Source organism: Reyranella sp., assembly GCF_004297405.1.
Taxonomy (GTDB): Bacteria; Pseudomonadota; Alphaproteobacteria; order Reyranellales; family Reyranellaceae; genus Reyranella.
Genome location: NZ_SCVC01000015.1, coordinates 1 through 20824 on the forward strand (window position 1 = coordinate 1; position 20824 = coordinate 20824).

General features: G+C 64.8%; 24 protein-coding genes, 1 pseudogene and 1 riboswitch. Of the genes and pseudogenes, 13 read left to right on the top strand and 12 right to left on the bottom strand.

What is annotated here, in order from left to right:
- Window positions 1-187: pseudogene (locus tag EPO50_RS12365) on the top strand (cyanase); the annotation flags it as partial.
- Between the two features lie 40 nt (window positions 188-227).
- Here the strand turns inward: EPO50_RS12365 and EPO50_RS12370 are convergent.
- From EPO50_RS12370 to EPO50_RS12380, 3 genes are all read right to left on the bottom strand, one after another.
- Complete coding sequence (locus EPO50_RS12370) at window positions 228-1895, bottom strand: hydantoinase B/oxoprolinase family protein (protein ID WP_296344394.1); 1668 nt, start codon at window positions 1893-1895, stop codon at window positions 228-230.
- Between the two features lie 15 nt (window positions 1896-1910).
- Window positions 1911-3923 carry a hydantoinase/oxoprolinase family protein gene (locus EPO50_RS12375; protein ID WP_296344396.1) on the bottom strand — a complete coding sequence of 671 codons (2013 nt, stop codon included), beginning with the start codon at window positions 3921-3923 and terminating at the stop codon, window positions 1911-1913.
- Between the two features lie 84 nt (window positions 3924-4007).
- Window positions 4008-4259: an accessory factor UbiK family protein gene (locus EPO50_RS12380; protein ID WP_296344398.1), complete on the bottom strand. Its 252-nt coding sequence runs from the start codon at window positions 4257-4259 to the stop codon at window positions 4008-4010.
- 96 nt (window positions 4260-4355) lie between these two features.
- Between EPO50_RS12380 and EPO50_RS12385 the strand changes: the two genes are divergently transcribed.
- The 5 genes from EPO50_RS12385 (at window position 4356) to EPO50_RS12405 (ending at window position 7547) form a co-directional block, all read left to right on the top strand.
- Complete coding sequence (locus EPO50_RS12385) at window positions 4356-5090, top strand: enoyl-CoA hydratase-related protein (protein ID WP_296344400.1); 735 nt, start codon at window positions 4356-4358, stop codon at window positions 5088-5090.
- A 2-nt stretch (window positions 5091-5092) separates the two neighbouring features.
- Complete coding sequence (gene proC, locus EPO50_RS12390) at window positions 5093-5890, top strand: pyrroline-5-carboxylate reductase (protein WP_296344402.1); 798 nt, start codon at window positions 5093-5095, stop codon at window positions 5888-5890.
- Complete coding sequence (locus EPO50_RS12395; protein WP_296344404.1) at window positions 5887-6552, top strand: TetR/AcrR family transcriptional regulator; 666 nt, start codon at window positions 5887-5889, stop codon at window positions 6550-6552. The genes proC and EPO50_RS12395 overlap by 4 nt, the downstream gene beginning before the upstream one ends.
- A gap of 134 nt (window positions 6553-6686) precedes the next feature.
- Window positions 6687-7121, top strand: coding sequence for a phasin family protein (locus EPO50_RS12400; RefSeq protein WP_296344406.1), 435 nt, complete (start codon window positions 6687-6689; stop codon window positions 7119-7121).
- 87 nt (window positions 7122-7208) lie between these two features.
- Window positions 7209-7547, top strand: a complete 339-nt coding sequence (locus tag EPO50_RS12405) for a tRNA-binding protein (RefSeq protein WP_296344408.1) — start codon at window positions 7209-7211, stop codon at window positions 7545-7547.
- 42 nt (window positions 7548-7589) lie between these two features.
- On the opposite strand, the gene EPO50_RS12410 is transcribed toward EPO50_RS12405, so the two are convergent.
- The 5 genes from EPO50_RS12410 to EPO50_RS12430 all read right to left on the bottom strand — a co-directional run bounded on the left by EPO50_RS12410 (window position 7590) and on the right by EPO50_RS12430 (window position 11916).
- Window positions 7590-8030, bottom strand: coding sequence for an MGMT family protein (locus EPO50_RS12410; protein ID WP_296344410.1), 441 nt, complete (start codon window positions 8028-8030; stop codon window positions 7590-7592).
- A 157-nt stretch (window positions 8031-8187) separates the two neighbouring features.
- Entirely contained in the window at window positions 8188-9282 is a 1095-nt protein-coding gene (locus tag EPO50_RS12415; RefSeq protein WP_296344411.1) for a branched-chain amino acid aminotransferase, read from the bottom strand.
- A gap of 74 nt (window positions 9283-9356) precedes the next feature.
- Window positions 9357-10712, bottom strand: coding sequence for an ATP-binding protein (locus EPO50_RS12420; RefSeq protein ID WP_296344413.1), 1356 nt, complete (start codon window positions 10710-10712; stop codon window positions 9357-9359).
- Window positions 10709-11413, bottom strand: a complete 705-nt coding sequence (locus EPO50_RS12425) for a response regulator (RefSeq protein WP_296344415.1) — start codon at window positions 11411-11413, stop codon at window positions 10709-10711. Before EPO50_RS12425 ends, EPO50_RS12420 begins: the two co-directional genes overlap by 4 nt.
- A gap of 5 nt (window positions 11414-11418) precedes the next feature.
- Complete coding sequence (locus tag EPO50_RS12430; RefSeq protein ID WP_296344417.1) at window positions 11419-11916, bottom strand: MarR family transcriptional regulator; 498 nt, start codon at window positions 11914-11916, stop codon at window positions 11419-11421.
- 106 nt (window positions 11917-12022) lie between these two features.
- On the opposite strand from EPO50_RS12430, the gene EPO50_RS12435 reads away from it, so the two are divergent.
- From EPO50_RS12435 to EPO50_RS12465, 7 genes are all read left to right on the top strand, one after another.
- Window positions 12023-12661, top strand: coding sequence for a glutathione S-transferase family protein (locus EPO50_RS12435; protein WP_296344419.1), 639 nt, complete (start codon window positions 12023-12025; stop codon window positions 12659-12661).
- A 174-nt stretch (window positions 12662-12835) separates the two neighbouring features.
- Window positions 12836-13756: a branched-chain amino acid aminotransferase gene (locus EPO50_RS12440; protein WP_296344421.1), complete on the top strand. Its 921-nt coding sequence runs from the start codon at window positions 12836-12838 to the stop codon at window positions 13754-13756.
- Between the two features lie 53 nt (window positions 13757-13809).
- Window positions 13810-13927, top strand: a riboswitch (TPP riboswitch).
- On the top strand, window positions 13923-14918 hold the full coding sequence (thiO, locus tag EPO50_RS12445) for a glycine oxidase ThiO (RefSeq protein WP_367268042.1): 996 nt from the start codon (window positions 13923-13925) through the stop codon (window positions 14916-14918). Its footprint overlaps the riboswitch before it by 5 nt.
- Window positions 14887-15084, top strand: a complete 198-nt coding sequence (gene thiS, locus EPO50_RS12450; protein ID WP_296344425.1) for a sulfur carrier protein ThiS — start codon at window positions 14887-14889, stop codon at window positions 15082-15084. The genes thiO and thiS overlap by 32 nt, the downstream gene beginning before the upstream one ends.
- A gap of 2 nt (window positions 15085-15086) precedes the next feature.
- A complete protein-coding gene (locus tag EPO50_RS12455; protein WP_296344427.1) occupies window positions 15087-15863 on the top strand; it encodes a thiazole synthase in 777 nt (258 codons plus the stop codon).
- A 12-nt stretch (window positions 15864-15875) separates the two neighbouring features.
- Window positions 15876-16478 carry a thiamine phosphate synthase gene (locus tag EPO50_RS12460; protein WP_296344429.1) on the top strand — a complete coding sequence of 201 codons (603 nt, stop codon included), beginning with the start codon at window positions 15876-15878 and terminating at the stop codon, window positions 16476-16478.
- On the top strand, window positions 16475-17434 hold the full coding sequence (locus tag EPO50_RS12465; RefSeq protein WP_296344430.1) for a HesA/MoeB/ThiF family protein: 960 nt from the start codon (window positions 16475-16477) through the stop codon (window positions 17432-17434). Before EPO50_RS12460 ends, EPO50_RS12465 begins: the two co-directional genes overlap by 4 nt.
- Window positions 17435-17452: 18 nt before the next feature.
- Here the strand turns inward: EPO50_RS12465 and EPO50_RS12470 are convergent, their stop codons facing one another.
- The 4 genes from EPO50_RS12470 to uvrC are packed head-to-tail and all read right to left on the bottom strand — an operon-like array spanning window position 17453 to window position 20648.
- Window positions 17453-17926, bottom strand: a complete 474-nt coding sequence (locus EPO50_RS12470; protein WP_296344432.1) for a molybdenum cofactor biosynthesis protein MoaE — start codon at window positions 17924-17926, stop codon at window positions 17453-17455.
- 4 nt (window positions 17927-17930) lie between these two features.
- Window positions 17931-18182 carry a molybdopterin converting factor subunit 1 gene (moaD, locus tag EPO50_RS12475; protein WP_296344434.1) on the bottom strand — a complete coding sequence of 84 codons (252 nt, stop codon included), beginning with the start codon at window positions 18180-18182 and terminating at the stop codon, window positions 17931-17933.
- Window positions 18179-18748: a CDP-diacylglycerol--glycerol-3-phosphate 3-phosphatidyltransferase gene (gene pgsA, locus EPO50_RS12480; RefSeq protein WP_296344687.1), complete on the bottom strand. Its 570-nt coding sequence runs from the start codon at window positions 18746-18748 to the stop codon at window positions 18179-18181. The genes moaD and pgsA overlap by 4 nt, the downstream gene beginning before the upstream one ends.
- 13 nt (window positions 18749-18761) lie before the next feature.
- Complete coding sequence (uvrC, locus tag EPO50_RS12485; RefSeq protein WP_296344436.1) at window positions 18762-20648, bottom strand: excinuclease ABC subunit UvrC; 1887 nt, start codon at window positions 20646-20648, stop codon at window positions 18762-18764.
- Between the last annotated feature and the right edge of the window lie 176 nt (window positions 20649-20824).

Here is a 20824-nt window from a genome sequence, read left to right on the forward strand (position 1 = left end):
CTACCGCTTCTACGAGCTGGTGCAGGTCTACGGCACGACCTGGAAGGAACTGATCCAGGAAGAATTCGGCGACGGCATCATGAGCGCCATCGACTTCGACATGACCATGGAGCGCCAGCCTGATCAGAAAGGTGATCGCGTGAAGATCGCCATGTCGGGCAAGTTCCTGGGCTACAAGAGCTACTGAGCCTCGCTCCCTCCGGCCGAGAGAAAACGGTCGGAGGGAGTCACTCGGCCGCGAGCTTGCGTGCCGCTCTCGGATCGCGCGTGATCAGGCCATCGGCGAGATCGCGGTCGATCATCGAATCGGGTCGCTCCTCGAGGCGGCCGAAGCCGGCGCCGCCGCCCACGAACATCTCCACGATGTCGCCTTTACCGAGATCGATGGCGGCCTTGCTGCGCAATTCCTCGGTGGTGCCGTTCGCACGGAAGACGCGGCAATAGCCACGCTGGCCGGGCTCGCCGCCTTGCAAGCCCTCCGGGGCGAGGCGGAAGCGATCCGAGTAGATGGCGAGCTGCACGTCGTCGCGCAGGATTTCGCAACGACGCGTGAAGCCTGCGCCGCCGCGTCGTGCGCCCAGGCCGAACGAATCGGGCGCCAGCTCGTAGCCGACGATGCGGAAGAAGTCGTAGTCGATGTCGAGCGACTCGACCGGCGCGTTGGAGCAATTGCTGAGCGGCGAATCGACGGCGTCGCAGCCGTCGGTCTCCCGGGAGGCGCCATAGCCGCCGCCGAAGATTTCCAGATAGACGCTGTAGCCTTTCTCGCCGAGATGGCTGAGGCAGAAGGCTGTCGTGCAGTCGAAGCCGGTGGCGATCACCTTGTCGGGCAGTGCCTGCGCCATTGCCTTCATCACGGCGTTGAACACGCGATAGGCCGGGATCATGCGTGCCCGCACCGGCGCCGGCGGTCGCGGATTCAGCAGCGAGCCGTACGGGACCTTGATCTTGATCGGCCGCGCCATGCCCTCGTTGTAAGGAATGTCTGGACTGGTCAGTACCGACTTCACGCAGGAAAGCGCTGCCGAGAGCGTGCTCGAATATGGGCAATTTAGGTTGCGCTTCACCTGCGCACAGGTGCCTTCGAAGTCGATCTCGACCGAGTCCTCGGCAATGGTGACCTTGGCCTTCACCACCAGCGGATCGTCGGTGAGCCCGTCGTCGTCGACCGCATCTTCGCCATAGAACGTGCCCTTGGGTGCCTGGGCGATGGCGGCGCGCACGCGGCGCTCGGAATAGTCCTGCATCTCCTTCATTGCCGCTTCGACCTTGTCGGTGCCGTAGCGCTCGCAGAGCTGCTTCACCCGCAACACGCCGATGGCGTTGGCGGCGAACTGCGCATTGAAGTCGCCGATCGTGAGGTCAGGTACGCGCACATTGGCGGTGACGAGGCGCTCGAACGAACCGCCGTTCCAGTCGCGCTCGAAACTGTACTTCGAGGGCGGGAAGCGCAGCCCTTCCTGATAGACGTCGGAGGCGTGGATGTTGAGGCCGGGTGCGCCGCCGCCGAGATCGAGATGGTGCGCCACCGACGCGCCGAAGCCCACGACCCGGCCGCCGACGAAAATCGGCGTGAAGATGAAGACGTCGGGGATATGCTGGCCGCCTTCGAACGGATCGTTGTTGATCAGGAAGTCGCCTTCCTGAAGCGTCTCGACCGGATGGCGCTTCAGGCAGGCGCGCAGGGTCTCGCCGATGGGACCGAGCTGCATGGGGATCAGCTCGGCCTGGGCGACTGTATTACCGTAGCGATCCATCAGGCCTGCCGAGCCGTCACGCGCTTCGCGCAGGATGGTCGAGTAGGCGGAGCGGATCAGCTTCACGCCCATCTCGCGGGCGCCGGCGATCAGTGCCTGGCTGATGACGGCATAGTCGATTGGACCCAACTGGCTCATGACGCTCTCCGTCCCTCAGGATTTGCGCAGGATCAGGTTGTCGTGGCTGTCGAGCTCGGCGCTCCAGCCCGGCGGCACCCAACTCGTCGCGGTGTGCCCTTCGATTACTGCCGGCCCGACGATCTTCTGGCCCGTCGTCAGCGCCTCGGCGGTGTGGCGCGCGCAGTCGAGCCAGGCCTCGCCGTGGAAGATCTTCGCCTGCTCGGGCGCACGCGCCGCCAGCTTCTCGCGGTCGAGTTTGGGCGCGCCGCCGATCGGCAGGGTCGCGCCGACGCGCAGGGTCACGATCTCCACCGGCCGGTCGAGCGTGGCGCCGTGCATGAAGGTGCGGTGATGGGCGTCGGCGAACAGTTCGGCGAGATAGGTCGCATCGAGTGAACGGAGGCGCTCCGCCGGAATCTCGACGCCGACCTCGAAGGCCTGGCCGACGAAGCGCATGTCGAGCGTGTGCGTGTAGTCGAGTTCGCCCGGCAGCTTCATGTCGGCGAACTGTGCCGCGAGCCGTTGGCGCATCTCGTCGAAGATGCGGCCGGCTTCCTTTGCAGCCGCATCGTCGAGCTTCATCTTGCGCGTGACGGCGTCGAACTTGGTGTAGTCGGAAGCAACCAGCCCGTAGGCCGAAATCACGCCGGCGTTGGGTGGTACGACGATGGTCGAGATGCCGAGTTCTTCGGCGATGCGGGCGGCATGGAGCGGACCGGCGCCGCCGAACGGCACCAGCGCATAATCGCGTGGATCGCGGCCGCGCTCGGTCGAGACGAGCTGGATGGCGCGCACGATGTTGGCGTCCGCGAGTTGCAGCGCCGAGGACGCCGCCTGTTCGACACTGAGCCCGAAGCGTTCTGCCACAGGCTCGAAGGCTCGATGGGCGGCATCGCTGTCGAGCTTCATGCGCCCGCCCAGGAAGGCGGCAGGCCGGATGGTGCCGATCACGATATGGGCGTCGGTCGTAGCAGGCTCGGTGCCGCCGCGGCCGTAGCAGGCGGGGCCGGGATCGGCGCCGGCACTCTGTGGGCCCACGCGCAACATGCCACCGTCATCGACCCAGGCGATCGAACCGCCGCCCGCGCCCACCGACACGATATCCAGCACGGGCGTGCGAATCGGCAGCCCGTCGATCTCGGTTTCCGAAGCGAGCGAGGGGCGGCCGTCCTGCACCAGACAGACATCGGTCGAGGTGCCGCCCATGTCGAAGGTGATCAGATCCTTGAAGCCGGAGCGCGCAGCCTGTCGCGTGGCGCCAACGACGCCGGCGGCAGGGCCGGAGTAGAGCGCGGTGATGGCGCTCTGGCGCATCGCGTCGGCGGGCAGTCGGCCGCCGTTGGATTGCATCACTGTGAAGCGGCCCCGGAAACCCGACTCCGAAAGTTTGTTTTCGAAGCGGTGCAGGTAGCCATCGATCACCGGTTGGACGTAGGCCGACAGCAAGGTCGTCGAGGCGCGCTCGAACTCGCGGAACTCCCGCGCCACTTGATGGCTGCACGTCACCAGCACGTCGGGCAGCGCGGCCTCGATCATCGCCGCGAGCTGCTTCTCGTGTTCGGGGTTCGCGTAGGCATTGAGAAGGCAGATCGCGACGGCGCGATAGCCACCCTCCTTCAGGGCCGGGATCAGTTCGGCCGAGACCTTCGTTTCATCGAGCGGAGTTTCGACGGTGCCATCGGCGCGCAGCCGCTCCGGTGCCTCGAAGCAATCCTTGCGGCGTACCGGCGGCGCGGGCTTGGCATAGAAGAGATCGTAGATGTTGCGCCGGTCGTGGCGCTGCATGAACAGGAGATCGCGGAAGCCCGCCGTCGCGATGAAAGCGACCAACGCTCCCTTGCGCTCTAGCACGGCATTGGTGGCGACGGTCGAGCCATGGCCGAGATCTTCGATGCCGGCGAGATCGATGCCCGATGCCGTGAGGGCTGCGAAGGCGCCAATGTCGGGCGACTTCGGTGTACTCGGTACCTTGGTGACAACGATCTTGCCACCTTCGACGGCGACCAGATCCGTGAACGTGCCTCCGACCTCGACTCCGACTCTCATTCTTGTGGCCTCCCTGCGTGATGCTAGGGCGGTTTGGGAGTCAGGACCAGATGCGCGATCCCTCGATGCGTCCGTTACCGGACGTCAGCGGCCCTCGAGCCTCGTCTGCAGTTCGGCGATCTGCTTCTTGAGTTCTTCATTCTCCTCGCGGGCCTTGACGGCCATGGCCTTCACGGCATCGAATTCGTCGCGCCGCGGAATATCCATACCATCCAGGATCTTGGCGATCTGGTCGCGTACGCGCGCCTCGACCTCGTCCTTCATGCCGGTCAGTGCACCCATGGCGCCGTTGGCCACCTTGGTGAGGTCGTCGATGAAGGGATTGCGGGTTTGCATGGTCTCGCTCCTTGCCGGTTCCTCTGGAGCCTGACTCCTGATGCGTCAAGTATGGGCGGCTGGTAGCATCCGGCGCAAGAAGGACCGGAGGACGCCGTGAGTTTGGTAAAAGTCGAATCGAGCGAAGGTATCACCACGATCACGATGACGCGGGCGGAGAAGCGCAATGCCTTGTCGCAGGCGCTGTGTGACCAGCTTTACGACGCCTATCGTGCCTTCGAGGCGGGCAGTGACCATGTGGCGATCCTTCAGGCCGAAGGGCCGGCCTTCTGCGTCGGCGCCGACCTCAAGGAACCGCCGGCCGCCATGTGGAAGGCCGTGCCGCATGTCAGCCATCACCTCACCAAGCCGGTGATTGCGGCGACCCAGGGCTGGGTGATCGGTGGCGCGATCTGCATGGTGATGACCTGCGATCTCATGGTGTCGGCCGACACGACCAAGTTCATGTACCCGGAGGCCAAGGTCGGCGTGTTCGGCGGCCTGATGCCCGGCATCGTGTCGCGCATGCCGCACAAACTCGCCATGGAGCTGTTGCTGCTGGGCGAAGAGATTTCGGTGAAGCGCGCCTACGATGTCGGTTTCGTCAATCGCGTGGTGCGGCTCGGCGAGGAGCGCAAGGAAGCACGGCGCATGGCCAAGGTGATCGCCGACTCCGCGCCGCTGGTCATTCGCACCTTGCGCGACTTCGCCAACCAGACCCTGCCGCGCGGACCGGCCGAGATCTTCGTGCCGGAGCGCTACAAGCTGGAGCAGATCGCCAATTCCGAGGATCGCAAGGAAGGCGCTGCCGCGTTCCGAGAGAAGCGGGAACCCAAGTTCAAAGGACGGTAGAGATGGGCAAACTGCTGCTGGTCGGATGCGGCAAGATGGGCGGCGCCATGCTGGACGGCTGGCTGGCGCGCGGCCTCAAGGCATCGGACGTCGTCGTGGCCGAACCGGTCGAAGCAATCCGGCCGAAGCATGCCGGCCTGCGCCTGGTTGGTTCGTCGAGCGAGATTTCGGAAACGCCGGAGATCGTCGTGCTGGCGGTGAAGCCGCAGGCCATGGATGCGACGCTCACCGACCTGAAGCGCTTTGCCGAACAGGGCTCCGTGTTCCTGTCGATCGCTGCCGGCAAGACACTGGGCTACTTCGCGAGCCATCTCGGGGCAGCGGCCAAGGTCGTGCGTTCCATGCCCAACACCCCGGCGGCCGTCCGCCAGGGAATCACCGTCGCCACGGCGGCGGGCGGTGTTTCGGCGGCGGAGAAGAAGCGCTGCCACGAACTGCTAGAGGCGGTGGGTGGCGTCTTGTGGGTCGACGATGAGGCGCTGATGGATCCGGTCACGGCGCTTTCGGGCAGCGGACCGGCCTATGTCTTCCTCTTGGTCGAGGCGATGGCGGCGGCGGGCGCCAAGCTTGGCCTGACGCCTGAAATGGCGATGCAGCTCGCGCGCGCCACGGTGGCCGGCAGTGGCGAATTGCTGAAGCAGTCGAGTGAACCGGCGGCGCAGTTGCGCGTTAATGTCACCAGCCCAGGCGGTACCACCGCCGAAGCCCTGAAGGTCCTGATGGCAGACGACGGTATCCAGCCTGTTTTCGACAAGGCGCTCGCTGCAGCCTCGCGTCGTTCCAAGGAACTTGCGGGATGAGCGACGCCGGCGCCGCGTCCGCGGGTCGAGCGCCCCCCGATCGAACCCCGGGAGACCGCGCGCTCGATGCCTTTCTCCGGCTGGTCGCCGAGAAGGGCTTCGCGGCCGTGGCATTGCGTGACGTGGCCCAGGCAGCCAGCTTGGGTTTTGCCGAACTCTATCGCCTGCATTCCGACAAGGTGTCGCTGATCGCCGCCTTTTTGGCGCGTATTGATTCCGAAGTGCTGGCCGGCACGTCCTCTGCGATCGATCCCGAGGAGACGGCACGCGATCGTCTGTTCGACGTCATGATGCGCCGTTACGACTCCCTGAAGCCGCACCGGGAGGCGTTGCGCGCCCTGCGCCGCGCCGCGCTGCGCGATCCCTTGCTTGGTTTGGCGATGGGGCCGGCGCTGCGCCGCTCGATGGCGGCGATGCTGGAAGCAGCCTCGATTCCCAGCGACGGTTTCGGTGGTGCGTTGCGGCAGAACGGCCTGCTTGCGATCCATCACGCGGTGTCTCGCATCTTCGATCAGGACGAGACGGACGATCTCTCCAAGACCATGGCGTCGTTGGACAGCCGGCTGAAGACTGCCGAGAGGTGGTCACAACTCTTTGATAAATATACAAAAAATAGGAAACAAGCGGCGTCAGCAGAGCCCTCTGATTCGCCTGCTGCATGAAGATTTTGTGCGCTGCACAAAATCGTCTCTTGACTCACTGGGCTGCCTCCCTAAATTAGCGTCCATTGTGCACCGCAGCAATTCAGGCGGAGCACCCGAGCTTTCCGTCGTTTTGCCCTGTCAGGAGACATTCCATGTACGCCAATGGTGCTTTCAAGAACCCGTTCGCCGACTTTGACTTCAGCAAGTTCTCCAGCGAGTTCAAGCTGCCGGTCGTGAACGTCGAGACCATCGTCGAGACCGCCCGCAAGAACTTCGCCACGATGACTTCGGTCAACACCTCGGCCGTCGAGTCGTTCAAGGCGATCGCGCAGCGCCAGGGCGACATGGTCCGCGCCGCGATGGAAGACCTCTCCAAGCACGGCAGCGAAGTGCTCGCCGCCGCGACCATCGAGGAGAAGGCCGCCAAGCAGATCGACTTCGTGAAGAAGAGCTACGAGACGGCCGTCACCAACTCCAAGGAGCTGGCCGACCTCTACAGCAAGGGCCACACCGATGCGCTGACCGCGCTCAGCGCGCGCGTCGCCGAGGTGACCGAAGAGGTCAAGGCCGCGATCGCCAAGAAGTAAGTTTCATCGGCCCCAGGCCGATCGAAGGGGAAGGGCCGCGCAAGCGGCCCTTTTCTTTTGTCCGCACCTCACTAGGGTGCCGGCACCATGGAGCAGATCACTTACGAAGATTTCGAGAAGGTCGACATCCGCGTCGGCACGATCCTCGAAGCCGCCCCTCTCGAGGGTGTCCGCAAACCCGCCCTCCGCCTGCTGATAGATTTTGGCTCGGAGATCGGCACGAAGAAATCCTCGGCGCAGATCACGGTGCACTACACGCCGCAGTGCCTGATCGGCCGTCAGGTCGCGGCGGTGGTCAATTTCCCGCCGCGGCAGATCGGCAAGTTCATGTCGGAAGTGCTGACCCTGGGGTTCCCGGCGGGAGATGGCAGCGTCGTGCTGTTCGCTCCCGACCAGGTCGTGCCCGACGGTGGCAAGCTGTTCTAGAGCGTCGAGCCTTTCACTGATTGCAGTCGGAGGCTCGACGCTCTAGTCGAGCCAGCGGCATCGTTCCAAGTCCAAACGGTTTCTGTCGTCAAATCTGATGCCTTCCTTCTCCAGCAGGTGCCGCTGGAGGATGTCGCCCCCATTGCGGGCCAGGCTGAAGGACACCTCACCCTTGGCGTTGACGACACGGTGCCACGGGATCTTGGTTCCTGGGTCAAGGCGCTGAAGCACGCGGCCGACAAGGCGAGCGCGCCTCGGCATGCCCGCCATCGCGGCGACCTGACCATAGGTCGCAACCCAACCCAAAGGGATGCGGCGGATTACGGCGCAGATGGCTTCAACAGCTTCATCGCCTTGAAGTTGGGCAGCCTGAAGCGGCTTGCGCTTCGGCAGCATCGACAGCTTGCGCCGATCCCTGGTCGCCCAGCTTTGCAGCAGTCTGGATGCCGGGGTTGGCCCGCGGCCCTTGTCCGAACGACGCATGGTGCGAGTTCCCCTGTCCCCCGATCATGGGGTAGCACTGGTGGGAAGGCCAGTGCCGGGCTTTTCCCGGCGAGCGAGAGAACCGGCCGGTCGGTCGATGGTTCGCGATCGAGGGGCTCGGCAACCCGGCAGGCGCGGCGCAAGGGTGCTGCGATCTTCAGAAGACCTTGTGGATCCAGCCGTAGGGATCGGCGGCGCGGCAGCGCTGGATGTTTACCAGAGAAGCCTTCAGCTCTTCCGTGCGCGCACCCGAACCGCCGTTGCCGATGGTGAATTCACCCTCGGGCGAGCGCACCGTGCCGATAGGCGTCACGACCGCGGCGGTGCCACACGCGAAGGCCTCACGCAGGCGGCCGCTGGCAGCATCGGCTTTCCATTGCTGGATGGAGTAGGGCTCCTCGCGGACCGCAATGCCCTTGTCCTTGGCCAGCGTGATGAGCGAGGAGCGCGTGATGCCGGGCAGGATCGTGCCCCCGAGCGGCGGCGTGACCATCGAGCCGTCGTCGAACACGAAGAAGACGTTCATGCCGCCAAGCTCTTCCACCCAGCGCTTCTCGACAGCGTCGAGGAACACGACCTGATCGCAGCCGTGCCGAGTGGCTTCAGCCTGGGCGAGCAGGCTGGCGGCATAGTTGCCGCCGCACTTGGCGGCGCCGGTACCGCCCGGCGCGGCACGCGTGTAGTCCTGTGACACCCAGACGGAGACCGCGGGCGCGCTCGTCTTGAAGTACGCGCCGACCGATGAGGCGATGACGATGAACAGGTAGTCCGACGAGGGTTTCACCCCGAGGAATATCTCGTTGGCGAACATGAAGGGGCGGATGTAGAGGCTGCCGTCGCCGTCCGGGATCCACGCGCGATCAATGCTGACAAGCTGGTCGACCGCGTCGAGAAACACCTTCTCCGGCAGGATCGGCATGGCCAGCCGCTCGGCCGACTGCTGGAAGCGACGGGCATTCTCCTCCGGCCGGAATAGCGTCGCGCCACCGCCTTCGGTTCGATAGGCCTTCAAGCCTTCGAAGATCTCCTGGGCGTAATGTAGGACTGCCGCGGCCGGGTCCATCGGGATCGGCGCGCGCGGCTCGATCCGCGCATCGTGCCAGCCTTCGGAATCGCTGTAGCGAACGGTCGCCATATGGTCGGAGAAGACCCGGCCGAAACCTGGATTCTTCAGAAGCTCGGCGCGCTTGTCGGCGGCAAGGGGAGCGGGATGCGGATGGCGAACGAATTGAAGCGACTGTGTCTTGGACATTGTTCTCTCGAGTATTTACGTCTTTGTACCATAGGCGGCCGGGCGGCACGTCTGTGGCAAGCTCCACGGCCCGCTCATAGCGGAATTCGCACGGTGACGCGAAGGCCGCCGAGCGGCGAGGCGGCCAACGCCACGTCGCCGCCGTGGCTGCGGGCCACGTCGCGCGCGATGGTGAGGCCCAGGCCCACGCCGCCGGTATCGACGTTGCGCGACTCGTCCAGGCGGAAGAACGGGCGGAACACGTCCTCGTACTTGTCGGGCGGGATGCCGGGTCCGTCGTCGTCGATCATGATCTCGACCGAGGTGCGGCCGCGCACGGCCTCCAGCTTCACATTCTGCGAGTAGCGCATCGCGTTGGAGACGAGGTTCGTCAGACAGCGCTTCATCGCGAGCGGGCGCAGCTCGACGTTCATGTCGCCCTGCCAGGAGAGATCGATGTTTGCATTGTCGCGACGGGCACCGACCGCGACATCTTCCAGGATCTCCGAGAGGTCGGTCATGACCGGGTCCTCGTCGCCTTCGCCGCGCGCAAAAGCGAGGTAGCCTTCGATCATGCGCTCCATGTCGCGCACGTCGTCGTTCAGCTCCTTGGTCTCGGGCGACTCGGGCAGCAGCGCCAGCGAGAGCTTCATGCGGGTGAGCGGCGTGCGCAGGTCGTGGCTGACGCCGGCCAGCATCTCGGTGCGCTGCTGGATGGAGCGGCGCAGGCGGATACGCATGGTGTGGAAGGCGGTCGCGGCGTTGCGCACTTCGCGCGTGCCGCCGGAGAAGGCGAGATCGGGCACGTCGCGACCCTTGCCCAGTGCATCGGCCGCCACACCGAGATGCTCGATCGGCACCAGCTCGCGGCGCATGAACCAGATGGAGAGGCCGAACAGGACCAGCGCGAGGCCGAGCTGCGCCACGACATAGGCGAAGCTCGAGCCGAAGGTGAGGCGGACATGCGGCACCAGGATGTCCATCACGTCGCCGTCGGTGAGCTGGATCTCGATCAGGAGCTGGCCGCCGCCGATATTGTTGTCGAGGAAGAAGGGCTTCTTGATATCGGCTTCGAGTGCGCCCTGTACTTCGCGCGCGACGATGTCGAAATATTCCGGCTGCTTGAAGGGCCGCACGATGCCTTTGCGAAAGGATACGAACAGCAGCAGGTCCTGGGCGGAGCGGCGCAAGATCCAATCGCGATGCGGATCGTCGGGAAAGTCGGACCGCAGCGAGATCAGCAGGCGTATGTCGCGCACCAGCAGGATCGCCAGCCGGTTGGTGACGTTGTCGCCGCGCTGGCTGTAGAACCACCAGGCCGACAACGCCTGCAGGAGCAGCATCGGTACCACGATGATGATCAGCGCGCGCGCGAACAGGGTCTGTGGTGAATGCCGGTCAGACCATTGTGCGACGCGCTCGAAGAGATCGCGGGCGGCGCTGAGACTCATGCATCGACCAGCCGATAGCCCTGGCCACGGACGGTGCGCAGATAGCGCGGGAAGGAGGGGTCCGGCTCGATCTTGCGCCGGAGGCGCGTCACCTGCACGTCTATGGCGCGCTCGTTGATGTCACTGCCCACGATCTTGCACAGGGTCTCGCGGCTCAGCACTTCGCCGATGCGGTTTGTGAAGGCGCGCATTAAGGCGATCTCGGCGTCGGTCAACGGCACGCGTTTGCCCTTCTGCGCGAGTTCGCCCAGCTCGAGGTCGAACTGGAAAGGGCCGAAGATGACCTGGCGTTGGTCCTCCGATGGCGCAGCGGTGGCCGCTGGCCGGCCGCGGCGCAGCACGCTCTGGATGCGCAGCAACAACTCGCGTGGCTCGAAGGGCTTGCCGAGATAATCGTCGACGCCGGTTTCGAGGCCGGCGATGCGATCCTTGGTGTCGACCATGGCCGTCAGCATCAGGATCGGCACATCATCTGTGCGGCGCAGCTCGGCGGCGAAAGCGAGGCCGGTCTCGCCCGGCATCATCACGTCGAGCACGATCAGGTCGAAGTCGAGCGAGCCCAACCGCTGGCGTGCCTCGGCGGCGCTGGCTGCCGTCGAGACGCGAAAGCCGTTGCGCGACAGGAACGATTTCAGGAGCTCGCGCAGACGCGTATCGTCATCGACGACCAGAACGTGCGGCTTGTCGGCCGAGGGATCCATCGCGGTCAGCGTCCGCCGCCGCGCACTCGCTTATCGACCACGGCGCGCTCCGCCGGATCGAGCAGCCCCAGCAACACCTTGCGGAAGCCTTCCACCGCCTCGGCGCCGGTCTCGCGATAGGCGCGGGCGAAACGCTGGCTTTGCCGATCGGTCAGATCTCGTTCGAGCTTCTGGCCGCGCTCCGTGAGCCACAGCAGCCGCTCGCGCCGATCGCGCGCGCCGCTCTTCTGCTCGACATAACCCTGGCCGATCAGGTCTTTCAGGACGCGGCTGATCGACTGCTTGGTCACCTTCAGGATCGACAGCAGATGACCGACCGTGCGGCCAGGATGGCGGCCGATGAAGTAGAGCGCGCGGTGATGGGCGCGGCCGAGCTGATAGCGCTTGAGTTGCTGGTCGGATTCGAACGTGAAGTCGCGATAGGCATAGAACATCAGCTCAATGCCCTGCCGCAGCTCTTCGTCGCGCAGGAAGAGAGGATTGGCGGGAGGTCTGGATTCCACTTGGCCTTTATAGAGCGGGCGCGTTGCGTTGACACCCCGTCGAAGGCGGTGTTACGCCGCGGCTCTCGTTTCGGACATTTTCTTTCTCTGTTTCGCGGGGGACACGATGATTGTTCATCATCTCGGGAAGTCGCAGTCCGAACGAATCGTCTGGCTTTGTGAAGAGCTGGGCATTCCCTACGATCTCAAGGTTTATGATCGCGATCCCGTCACCCGGCTCGCGCCTCCCAACTACAAAGCGCTGCATCCCATTGGCACTGCGCCGGTGATCACCGACGGCGACGTCGTTCTGGCCGAGTCAGGAGCCATCATCGAGTACATCGTCGCGAAATATGGAAAAGGACGCCTCGTGTTGGCGCCCGATCATCCCGACTTTGCGCAGTTCCTTTTCTGGTTCCATTTCGCCAACGGCACGCTGCAGCCTGCAACTGGACGCAGCATGATCCTGGCGCGCCTGAAGCTGCCCGACGACAATCCGATTCTTCGTGCCATGAAGGGTCGGCTCGATCTCGCCCTTGGTCTCGTCGAGGCGCGCCTTGCCAAGGTGGACCATCTCGCCGGCAGCGAGTTCACGACGGCCGACATCATGATCGTCTTCACTTTGACGACCATGCGCCTTTTTTTGCCGTTCGATCTCGCGCCCTATCCCGCGATCCTCGCCTATCTGCAGCGCATTGGCAGAAGGCCCGCCTATAGACGGGCGATGCAGAAGGGCGATCCCGACATGGCTCCCCTCCTGACCTGATCCGACCTATTCGGCGAGGCTTGGCCCAGGGCCTTCAGGTCCTGATGACGCGCGTCGTCAGCTTTATTGACAAGGTCAGTAATATTGACCTATTTAGACATTAAGTTGTGATTACGAGTCTCCAAGAGACCCATTTGGAATCATTGGGAAGGGAATGGTGCAATGTCCTTAACCATGGATGACCGCGACGGTGTGATTTGGCTGGACGGCAAGCTGGTGCCGTGGCGCGACAGCCGCATGCATGTCCTCACCCACGCCCTGCACTACGGTTCGGCCGTTTTCGAGGGCGAACGCATCTATGACGGACGCATCTTCCGCCTCGCCGCCCATAGCGCGCGTCTGATCCGCTCGGCGCGGCTGCTCGACTACGACCTGCCTTGGTCGCGCGAGGAGATCGACGAGGCGACGCGAGCCGTCGTGAAGGCCAACAACCTCACGACCGGCTATGTGCGCCCCATCGCCTGGCGCGGCTCGGAAGTGCTGGGCGTGTCGGCGATCGGCACGACCGTCCATCTCGCCATCGCGCCGTGGGCCCAGGAGGGGCGGCTCTCCGTGCAGGCGCGCGATGCCGGCATCAACGTGACCATGGCCAAGTATCGCCGGCCCTCGCCGGAAACCGCGCCCGGCCACGCCAAGGTGGCGGGCCTCTACATCATCTGCGGCATCGAAAAGGATCGGGCGCTGAAGGCAGGCTTCGACGATGCATTGATGCTCGATTGGCAGGGCCGCCTCGCCGAATCGACCGGCGCCAACATCTTCCTGGTGATCGACGGAACGCTGGTGACCCCCAAGCCGGAGAACTTCCTGGATGGCATCACGCGGCGCGCCGTCATGGGCATGGCCAGAAAGCGCGGTTGGGCGGTCGAGGAGCGCCATGTGATGCCGGAAGAACTCGCCACGGCCAGCGAAGTTTTTCTCTGCGGCTCGGCGGCGGAAATCGTGCCGGTGGGCTCCATTGATCAGCATCACTACCAGGCCGGCCCGGTCGCCAGGACCCTGATGGCCGATTTCCAGAAGCTGGTGCGCGAACCCGACAGTGAAGGCTTCGGCGAAGCCACGCATCTCATGACGCCAGCGCCATCTCTCGCTGCCTGATGTTGGCCGCCTGACACAGCCTTGACATAGGGGGCCGCAATCCCCTTTTCTCGATGACGTCCGAGGGGTGTCTGGTTCCCAGCGAAGAACCGGGCTGAGACAGCCGCAGCGGCTGAACCCTTTGAACCTGATCCGGATCATGCCGGCGAAGGAACGGGAGTCAGTCGTGGATCGATCAGCAATTTCAGTCATTGGAGCCGGCGTCGCAGGCCTCTCGTGCGCCGTTGAGCTGAGTGCGCGTGGCTTTGCTGTCGACGTCGTCGAACGCGCATCGGCCTTGGGCGAGGGTGCCTGCTCGTGGATGGCGGGCGGTATGCTGGCGCCCTGGTGCGAGCGCGCAACCACGGACGAAGCCGTGGCGCGTCTGGGCGCGCCGTCGATCACGTGGTGGCTGCGGAACTTCCCCGGCACCGTTCAGAAGGGCAGCCTCGTCGTAGCGCCGCCGCGCGATGCTGCTGACCTGACGCGCTTCGCCCAGCGTACCGAGCGCTTCGAGTGGATCGATGGCGATGGCCTCGGCAATCTCGAGCCTGATCTCGCGGGTCGTTTCCGGCGCGGGCTCTTCTTTCCCGACGAAGCCCATCTCGATCCACGCAAGGCATTGGCGGGGCTGGCTGCGACCCTGGCGGCGCGCAATGTGCCGATCCGGTTCGGCACGACCGATGCGCGCCGGCGCGATCCAAAGTTGGTCGTGGATTGCCGCGGCCTCGCTGCGCGCGGCCATCTGCCGGATCTACGAGGCGTGCGCGGTGAGATGATCGTCGTGCACACGCGCGACATCTCACTGTCGCGGCCGGTGCGGCTTCTGCATCCACGCATCCCACTTTACATCGTGCCGCGCGGTGAAGGCCTTTTCATGATCGGCGCCACCATGATCGAAAGCGAGGAGCGCCGCGCCGTCAGCCTGCGTTCTGCTGTCGAGCTGATGAATGCGGCCTACACGCTGCATCCTGCCTTTGGCGAGGCGGAGATCGTCGAGCTTGGCGCCGACCTGCGGCCGGCCTTTCCCGATAACCTGCCACACGTGCGGCAAGTCGACGGCGTCCTGCACGCCAATGGCCTCTTTCGACACGGCTTCCTGCTGGCGCCCTGGCTCGCCGGTCAGGTCGCCGACTTCCTGGAGACGAGAGATGAAGATCTTCCTGAACGACGACGCGCATGAAGTCGATCCCGGCACGCTGGCCGCGGCGCTCGATACGCTGGGCTATGGCGGCCGCAAGATCGCCACGGCGGTGAATGGCCGCTTCGTTGCCGCGGCGGCGCGACTGCGCACGCCTCTGGCCGACGGCGACCGTATCGAGGTCGTGGCGCCCATGCAGGGAGGTTAGCCATGGCGTCCTTCTATGGCATCGACCTGAAGTCGCGCCTACTGCTCGGCACGGCGCGCTACCCGTCGCCAGCGGTATTGGAACGCGCCATCAAGGCGTCGGGCGCGGAAGTCGTCACGGTCTCACTGCGTCGCGAGAGTGGCACCGGCCGTGCCGGCCAGAGCTTCTGGTCGTTCATCCAGGCGCTTGGCCTGAAGGTGCTGCCCAACACCGCGGGTTGCCATTCGGTCAAGGAAGCGGTGACCACTGCCCACATGGCACGCGAGTTGTTCGACACCAACTGGATCAAGCTCGAAGTGATTGGCGAAGCCGACACCCTGCAGCCCGATGTCTTCGGTCTGGTCGAGGCGGCGCGTATCCTCTGCGAGGAGGGCTTTGAGGTGTTTCCCTACACGACCGAAGACCTCGTGGTGGCGGATCGTCTGGTCGAAGCCGGCTGCAAGGTGCTGATGCCCTGGGGCGCACCGATTGGCTCGGCGCGCGGGCTGAACAATGTCTACGGCCTGCGTTCACTGCGCGCGCATTTCCCGGACATTCCGCTGGTGGTCGATGCGGGCCTCGGTGTGCCGTCACATGCTGCTGCGGCGATGGAGCTGGGATACGACGCGGTACTGCTCAACACCGCCGTCGCCGAGGCCGGCGATCCGGTCGAGATGGCGCGCGCCTTTGCACTGGCTACCGAAGCCGGGCGCGCGGCCTATCTCGCGCGGCCGATGGAACCGCGTGACATGGCGGTGCCGTCCACGCCCCTTATTGGCAAGGCCGCACTCGGCGATTGAGAAAGCAGATCAATGAAGCTCGATCCCTTCTATCCCGTGGTGCCTGATTCCGGTTGGGTGGCGAAGCTGCTGCCCGTCGGCACCAAGCTCATCCAACTGCGTATCAAGGACCAGCCGGAGGCCGAGGTGCGCCGCCAGGTGCGCGAAGCCAAAGCGGCCTGCGCGGCGCATGGCGCACAGCTCATCGTCAACGACTACTGGCAGGTCGCGATCGATGAGGGTTGCGACTATGTCCATCTCGGCCAGGAAGATCTCGTCGACGCCGACATCAAGGCGCTGCGCCGTGCAGGCATCCGCATCGGCGTCAGCACGCACGATCATGCCGAGCTGGAGAAAGGTCTTGCGGTCGACCCCGACTATGTGGCGCTGGGGCCAATCTGGCCGACCAAGTTGAAGCAGATGCCGTGGGCGCCGCAGGGCACGACGCGGCTCGCCGAGTGGAAGAAGCTGATCGGCGACCGGCCGCTGGTCGCCATTGGCGGCCTCACCCTGGAGCGCGCCCTGCTCTGCCTGAAGTCCGGTGCCGACATCGCTTCAGTGGTCGGTGACATCGTGAATCACGTCGATCCGATCGGGCAGGCTAAGACGTGGATCGGCGCGACGAGGCCGTCATGAGCAATCGCTACGCACGCCAGACAGTGTTGGGCGAGATTGGGTCTGAAGGTCAGGCGCGCCTTGCCGCCGCGTCAGTCCTTGTCGTGGGAGCGGGCGGTCTCGGCTGCCCGGTGCTGCAGTATCTCGTGGGCGCGGGGGTAGGCCGCGTCACCATCGTCGACCACGACACAGTCGAGGTAACCAACCTCCATCGTCAGCCTCTTTATCGCATGTCCGACATTGGCCGGCTCAAGGTCGAGGCTGCACGCGATGCGCTTCAGGGTTTCAATCCGGAGGTACACATCGAGGCGCGGGCCGAACGCCTGACGCCACAGAATACGGCGGCACTAGTGGCTGCGGCCGATCTCGTCGTCGACGCCGCCGACAGCTTTGCCGTGACTTACATGTTGAGCGACGCCTGCTTTGCCGCGGCCAAGCCACTAGTCAGCGCCTCGGTGATCGGCCTCACCGGCTATGCCGGGGCCTTCTGCGGTGGCGGGCCGAGCTATCGCGCGGTCTTTCCCGACGTGTCGATCGATGGCGGAACCTGCGACACGGTCGGCGTCTTGGGCAGCGCCGTCGCCATGATGGGCAGCCTGCAGGCGCATCTCGCGCTGCATCTGCTCCTGGGCTTCGAGCCATCGGTGCTCGGTCGTGTCGTCACCTTCGATGCCAAGCGATTGGCGTTTGGTGGCTTCGGCTTCGACGGCAGCCCCGAACCGGAAGCGACCGTGCCCTTCATCGCGCCCGAAGCCGTACGGGCCGACGATATCGTCGTCGACCTGCGTGGCCTCGACGAAGCACCGGTTTCGCCCTTTGCCGGCGCGCGGCGTCTGGTGGTCGATACGATCGAGCAGTTGGAAGAACCGAGTGGTCGCGTCGTGCTGGCCTGCCGCAGCGGACAACGTTCCCTGATGGCGGCCGACAAGTTGCGTGCCCGTGGCATCACCAATCTGGCGCTGGTGGCGCTGGGGTAGCGGGCCGAAGCCGTCGGTTCAGGGCTTCTTTTCCCAACGCGCTGCGGCCGCGTCGTCGCCTTCGTGAGCGCCGACCCATTTCTCGCCGGCGGGAGTCTCTTCGAGTTTCCAGAAGGGCGCCTTGGTCTTGAGCCAATCGACCAGGAACTCGCAGGCCTCGAAGGCGGCCTCGCGATGCGGCGAGCCTACGGCGACCAGCACGATGCGTTCGCCTGCTTCCATGCGGCCATGGCGATGGACGATGAGAGTCGTTTCGAGCGGCCAGCGCCGGTTGGCCTCGGCCTCGATCTCTTCCAGCGCCTTCTCGGTCATGCCGGGATAGTGTTCGAGCGTCAGGGCATCGACCTTGTCGCGGTGATAGCCTTCGCGCACGTGCATCTCGCGCACCAACCCCACGAACACTGCGAGCCCGCCGATCCGCTTGTTCCCGTCGGTGAGGCGGGTCAGTTCGGCGCCGACGTCGAAATCGGCTTCCTGGACGCGGACGCTCATGGCATCAGCCGCCGGTGAAGGGCGGGAAGAAGGCGACCTCGCGAGCGCCAGCGAGTTTCACGTCGAAGGTCGCTGTGCGCTGATCGACCGCTGCACCGAAGGCGGCCCCTTCCGCCAGTGCTTCGGCATGGCCAGGGCTGCGCGCGCGCAGCCACACGATGAGATCGCCGACAGTCGTCACCTCAGCTGGCGGCGCCACTTCCTCTTCGGGAAGGCCGACCGTGCGCTTCATCCAGGCGAAGTAGCGGACTTTCATTTTGGATTACCCGGAACGTCCTCCGCCATGTGACGCAGGCCGGTTTGCAGATAGTCGTAGCCGGTGATCAGGGTGAGGGCGGCGGCAATCCAGATCAGCACGATCCCGATATGGGTCACCCACGGCGAGGCGGCGTCGCCCACCAGCAGGGCGGCGATCGCCACCATCTGGACAGCGGTTTTCCATTTCGCGAGCGCGCTCACCGGCAGGCCGACACGCAACTCGGCCAAAAACTCACGCAGCCCAGAGACCAGGATCTCGCGGGCCAGGATGATCAGCGCGGCCAGTACGTTCAGGCCGCTCAAGACACCGGTATCGACCAGCATCACCAGCGCCGCCGCCACGAGAAGCTTGTCGGCGATGGGATCGAGGAAACGGCCGAAGCGCGAAATCTGGTGATAGCGCCGCGCGAAATAGCCATCGAACCAATCGGTGACGGCCGCGATCACGAACAAGATCATCGACAGCCACTGCGCCCAGCCACGGTCGAGCCAGAAGCAGGCGACGACCAGCGGAATCGCCACGATCCGCGACAAGGTCAGCATATTGGGAAGATTGAACAACATCTCGATGCCGACCTTAGCGGCCACCCCGGAAGTGGTCATGGATTTTCTGGGCGAGTGCGTCGGAGATACCGGCAACTGTCTTGATATCGTCAAGAGTGGCGACGGCAACCGCACGGGCACTGCCGAAATGATTGAGCAGCGCACGCTTGCGGCCTGCGCCGATGCCCGGCACTTCGTCGAGCGCGGAGCGGGTCAGGTCGGCGGCGCGTCGCGTGCGATGCGTGCCGATCGCGAAGCGATGGGCTTCGTCACGAAGCCGTTGCAAGAAATAGAGCACAGGGTCTCGCGGTTCGAGCGAGAAGGGCGCCTTGTCCGGCAGGAAGAAGCGCTCTCGGCCGGCATCGCGGTCCGGGCCCTTGGCGATGCCGACCATCGCGATATCTTCGAGACCGAGTTCGTTCATCACCTGTCGCGCGGCCTCGAGCTGGCCCTGGCCGCCGTCGATCAGCACGAGATCCGGCCAGTGCTCATCGTCGCGATCGGGATTTTCCTTGAGCGCACGGCCGAAGCGCCGGCTCATCACTTCGCGCATCATCGCAAAGTCGTCGCCCGCGGCGCCTTCGCTCTTGATGTTGAACTTGCGATAGGCGTTCTTGTTGAAGCCGTCGGGACCCGCGACGATCATCGCACCGATCGGCGCCGTGCCCTGGATGTGGCTGTTGTCGTAGACCTCGATGCGCTCGGGCGGTGCGTCGAGACCGAACACGCGCGCCACGCCGTCGAGAAGCTGGCGTTGCGTACCGCGTTCGGCCATGCGCCTCGCCAGCGCCTCGCGCGCATTGTTCACGGCCTGATCCAGCGCATCCTTCTGGTCGCCGCGCTTGGGTTGGCGAATCTCGACCTTGTGGTTGGCCGAGAGAGCCAGCGCGCTTTCCAAAAGCTCGCGCTCGGCGACATCGTGGCTGGTCAGGATCAGGCTCGGCGCCTGACGCGCCTCGTAGAACTGACCGATGAAGGCCTCGAGCACCTGGCCTTCGTCGAGCTCCCTGCCATGACTCGGGAAGTAAGCGCGGTTGCCGAGATTCTGGCCGGCACGCAGGAAGAAGACCTGCACGCAGATCTGTCCGCCTTCGGAATGGGCGGCAAAGATATCGGCCTCGTCGATCGAAGGCAGAGAGATCGATTGGTGTGATTGGATATGAGCCAGCGCGCGGATGCGATCGCGCAACACGGCCGCGCCTTCGAACTCGAGCTTGGCCGAAGCCTGTTCCATACGCTGCGACAGCGCCTGCTGGACCTCGCGGTTGCGCCCGCCCAGGAAACCGCGCACGTCGTCGACGATGGCATCGTATTCGGGCTTCTCGATGCGGCCAACGCAGGGCGCCGTGCAGCGCTTGATCTGGTACTGCAGGCAGGGACGGGTGCGGGTCGAGAAGACGCCGTCGGAGCAGGAGCGCAGAGGGAATGCGCGCTGCAGGGCATAGAGCGTGCGATTCACCGCCGTGGCCGAGGCGAAGGGGCCGAAATACTCGTTGCCCGCCTCGCGTGTCCCGCGGTGCTTGGCGAGCTGTGGCCATTTCGTATCGCGGCGGATCACGATGTAGGGGAACGACTTGTCGTCGCGCAGCAGCACGTTGAAGCGTGGCCGGAAGCGCTTGATCAGGTTGTTTTCGAGGAGCAGCGCCTCGGCTTCGCTGTCGGTGACCGCGAACTCCATCGTCGCTGTCGCGGAAACCATGCGCATCAGCCGCGTCGCCAGCCGGGTCGGCTGGGTGTAGGCCGCCACCCGGCTGCGAAGCGAGCGCGCCTTGCCGACATAGAGGACCTCGCCGTCCGCCGCGATCATGCGATAGACGCCCGGCTTGCGCGGCAGGGTGTGCACGAATTCGGCAATGATCCGCATGCCGTCGGCAAGCGAGCCTTCGCTGGGTTTCTGGTCGAGATCGGTTTCGTCGGTCACGGATTGGGATCGCAAAGACAGAGTGGGCGCAGAAAATGGATAGACCGGCCACGCCCGACAAGACAGCAGGCTGAGCCTCCGGAACCCCCATGTGGGGAAGTCTGTGAAAAAGCCCGCTGTCCGCCCGGCGTTACGCCAACGTCACTATATTGACTCAATGTAGGGGCGATGGCAGT

Coding starts and splice junctions, on each gene's coding strand:
- EPO50_RS12400 (WP_296344406.1), top strand. CDS start 6,687: ATGTACGCCAATGGTGCTTTCAAGAACCCGTTCGCCGACTTTGACTTC.
- EPO50_RS12415 (WP_296344411.1), bottom strand. CDS start 9,282: ATGTCCAAGACACAGTCGCTTCAATTCGTTCGCCATCCGCATCCCGCT.
- proC (WP_296344402.1), top strand. CDS start 5,093: ATGGGCAAACTGCTGCTGGTCGGATGCGGCAAGATGGGCGGCGCCATG.
- EPO50_RS12420 (WP_296344413.1), bottom strand. CDS start 10,712: ATGAGTCTCAGCGCCGCCCGCGATCTCTTCGAGCGCGTCGCACAATGG.
- EPO50_RS12465 (WP_296344430.1), top strand. CDS start 16,475: ATGAGCAATCGCTACGCACGCCAGACAGTGTTGGGCGAGATTGGGTCT.
- EPO50_RS12425 (WP_296344415.1), bottom strand. CDS start 11,413: ATGGATCCCTCGGCCGACAAGCCGCACGTTCTGGTCGTCGATGACGAT.
- EPO50_RS12470 (WP_296344432.1), bottom strand. CDS start 17,926: ATGAGCGTCCGCGTCCAGGAAGCCGATTTCGACGTCGGCGCCGAACTG.
- EPO50_RS12435 (WP_296344419.1), top strand. CDS start 12,023: ATGATTGTTCATCATCTCGGGAAGTCGCAGTCCGAACGAATCGTCTGG.
- EPO50_RS12405 (WP_296344408.1), top strand. CDS start 7,209: ATGGAGCAGATCACTTACGAAGATTTCGAGAAGGTCGACATCCGCGTC.
- EPO50_RS12375 (WP_296344396.1), bottom strand. CDS start 3,923: ATGAGAGTCGGAGTCGAGGTCGGAGGCACGTTCACGGATCTGGTCGCC.
- pgsA (WP_296344687.1), bottom strand. CDS start 18,748: ATGTTGTTCAATCTTCCCAATATGCTGACCTTGTCGCGGATCGTGGCG.
- EPO50_RS12440 (WP_296344421.1), top strand. CDS start 12,836: ATGGATGACCGCGACGGTGTGATTTGGCTGGACGGCAAGCTGGTGCCG.
- moaD (WP_296344434.1), bottom strand. CDS start 18,182: ATGAAAGTCCGCTACTTCGCCTGGATGAAGCGCACGGTCGGCCTTCCC.
- EPO50_RS12370 (WP_296344394.1), bottom strand. CDS start 1,895: ATGAGCCAGTTGGGTCCAATCGACTATGCCGTCATCAGCCAGGCACTG.
- thiS (WP_296344425.1), top strand. CDS start 14,887: ATGAAGATCTTCCTGAACGACGACGCGCATGAAGTCGATCCCGGCACG.
- EPO50_RS12395 (WP_296344404.1), top strand. CDS start 5,887: ATGAGCGACGCCGGCGCCGCGTCCGCGGGTCGAGCGCCCCCCGATCGA.
- EPO50_RS12455 (WP_296344427.1), top strand. CDS start 15,087: ATGGCGTCCTTCTATGGCATCGACCTGAAGTCGCGCCTACTGCTCGGC.
- EPO50_RS12380 (WP_296344398.1), bottom strand. CDS start 4,259: ATGCAAACCCGCAATCCCTTCATCGACGACCTCACCAAGGTGGCCAAC.
- EPO50_RS12460 (WP_296344429.1), top strand. CDS start 15,876: ATGAAGCTCGATCCCTTCTATCCCGTGGTGCCTGATTCCGGTTGGGTG.
- EPO50_RS12410 (WP_296344410.1), bottom strand. CDS start 8,030: ATGCGTCGTTCGGACAAGGGCCGCGGGCCAACCCCGGCATCCAGACTG.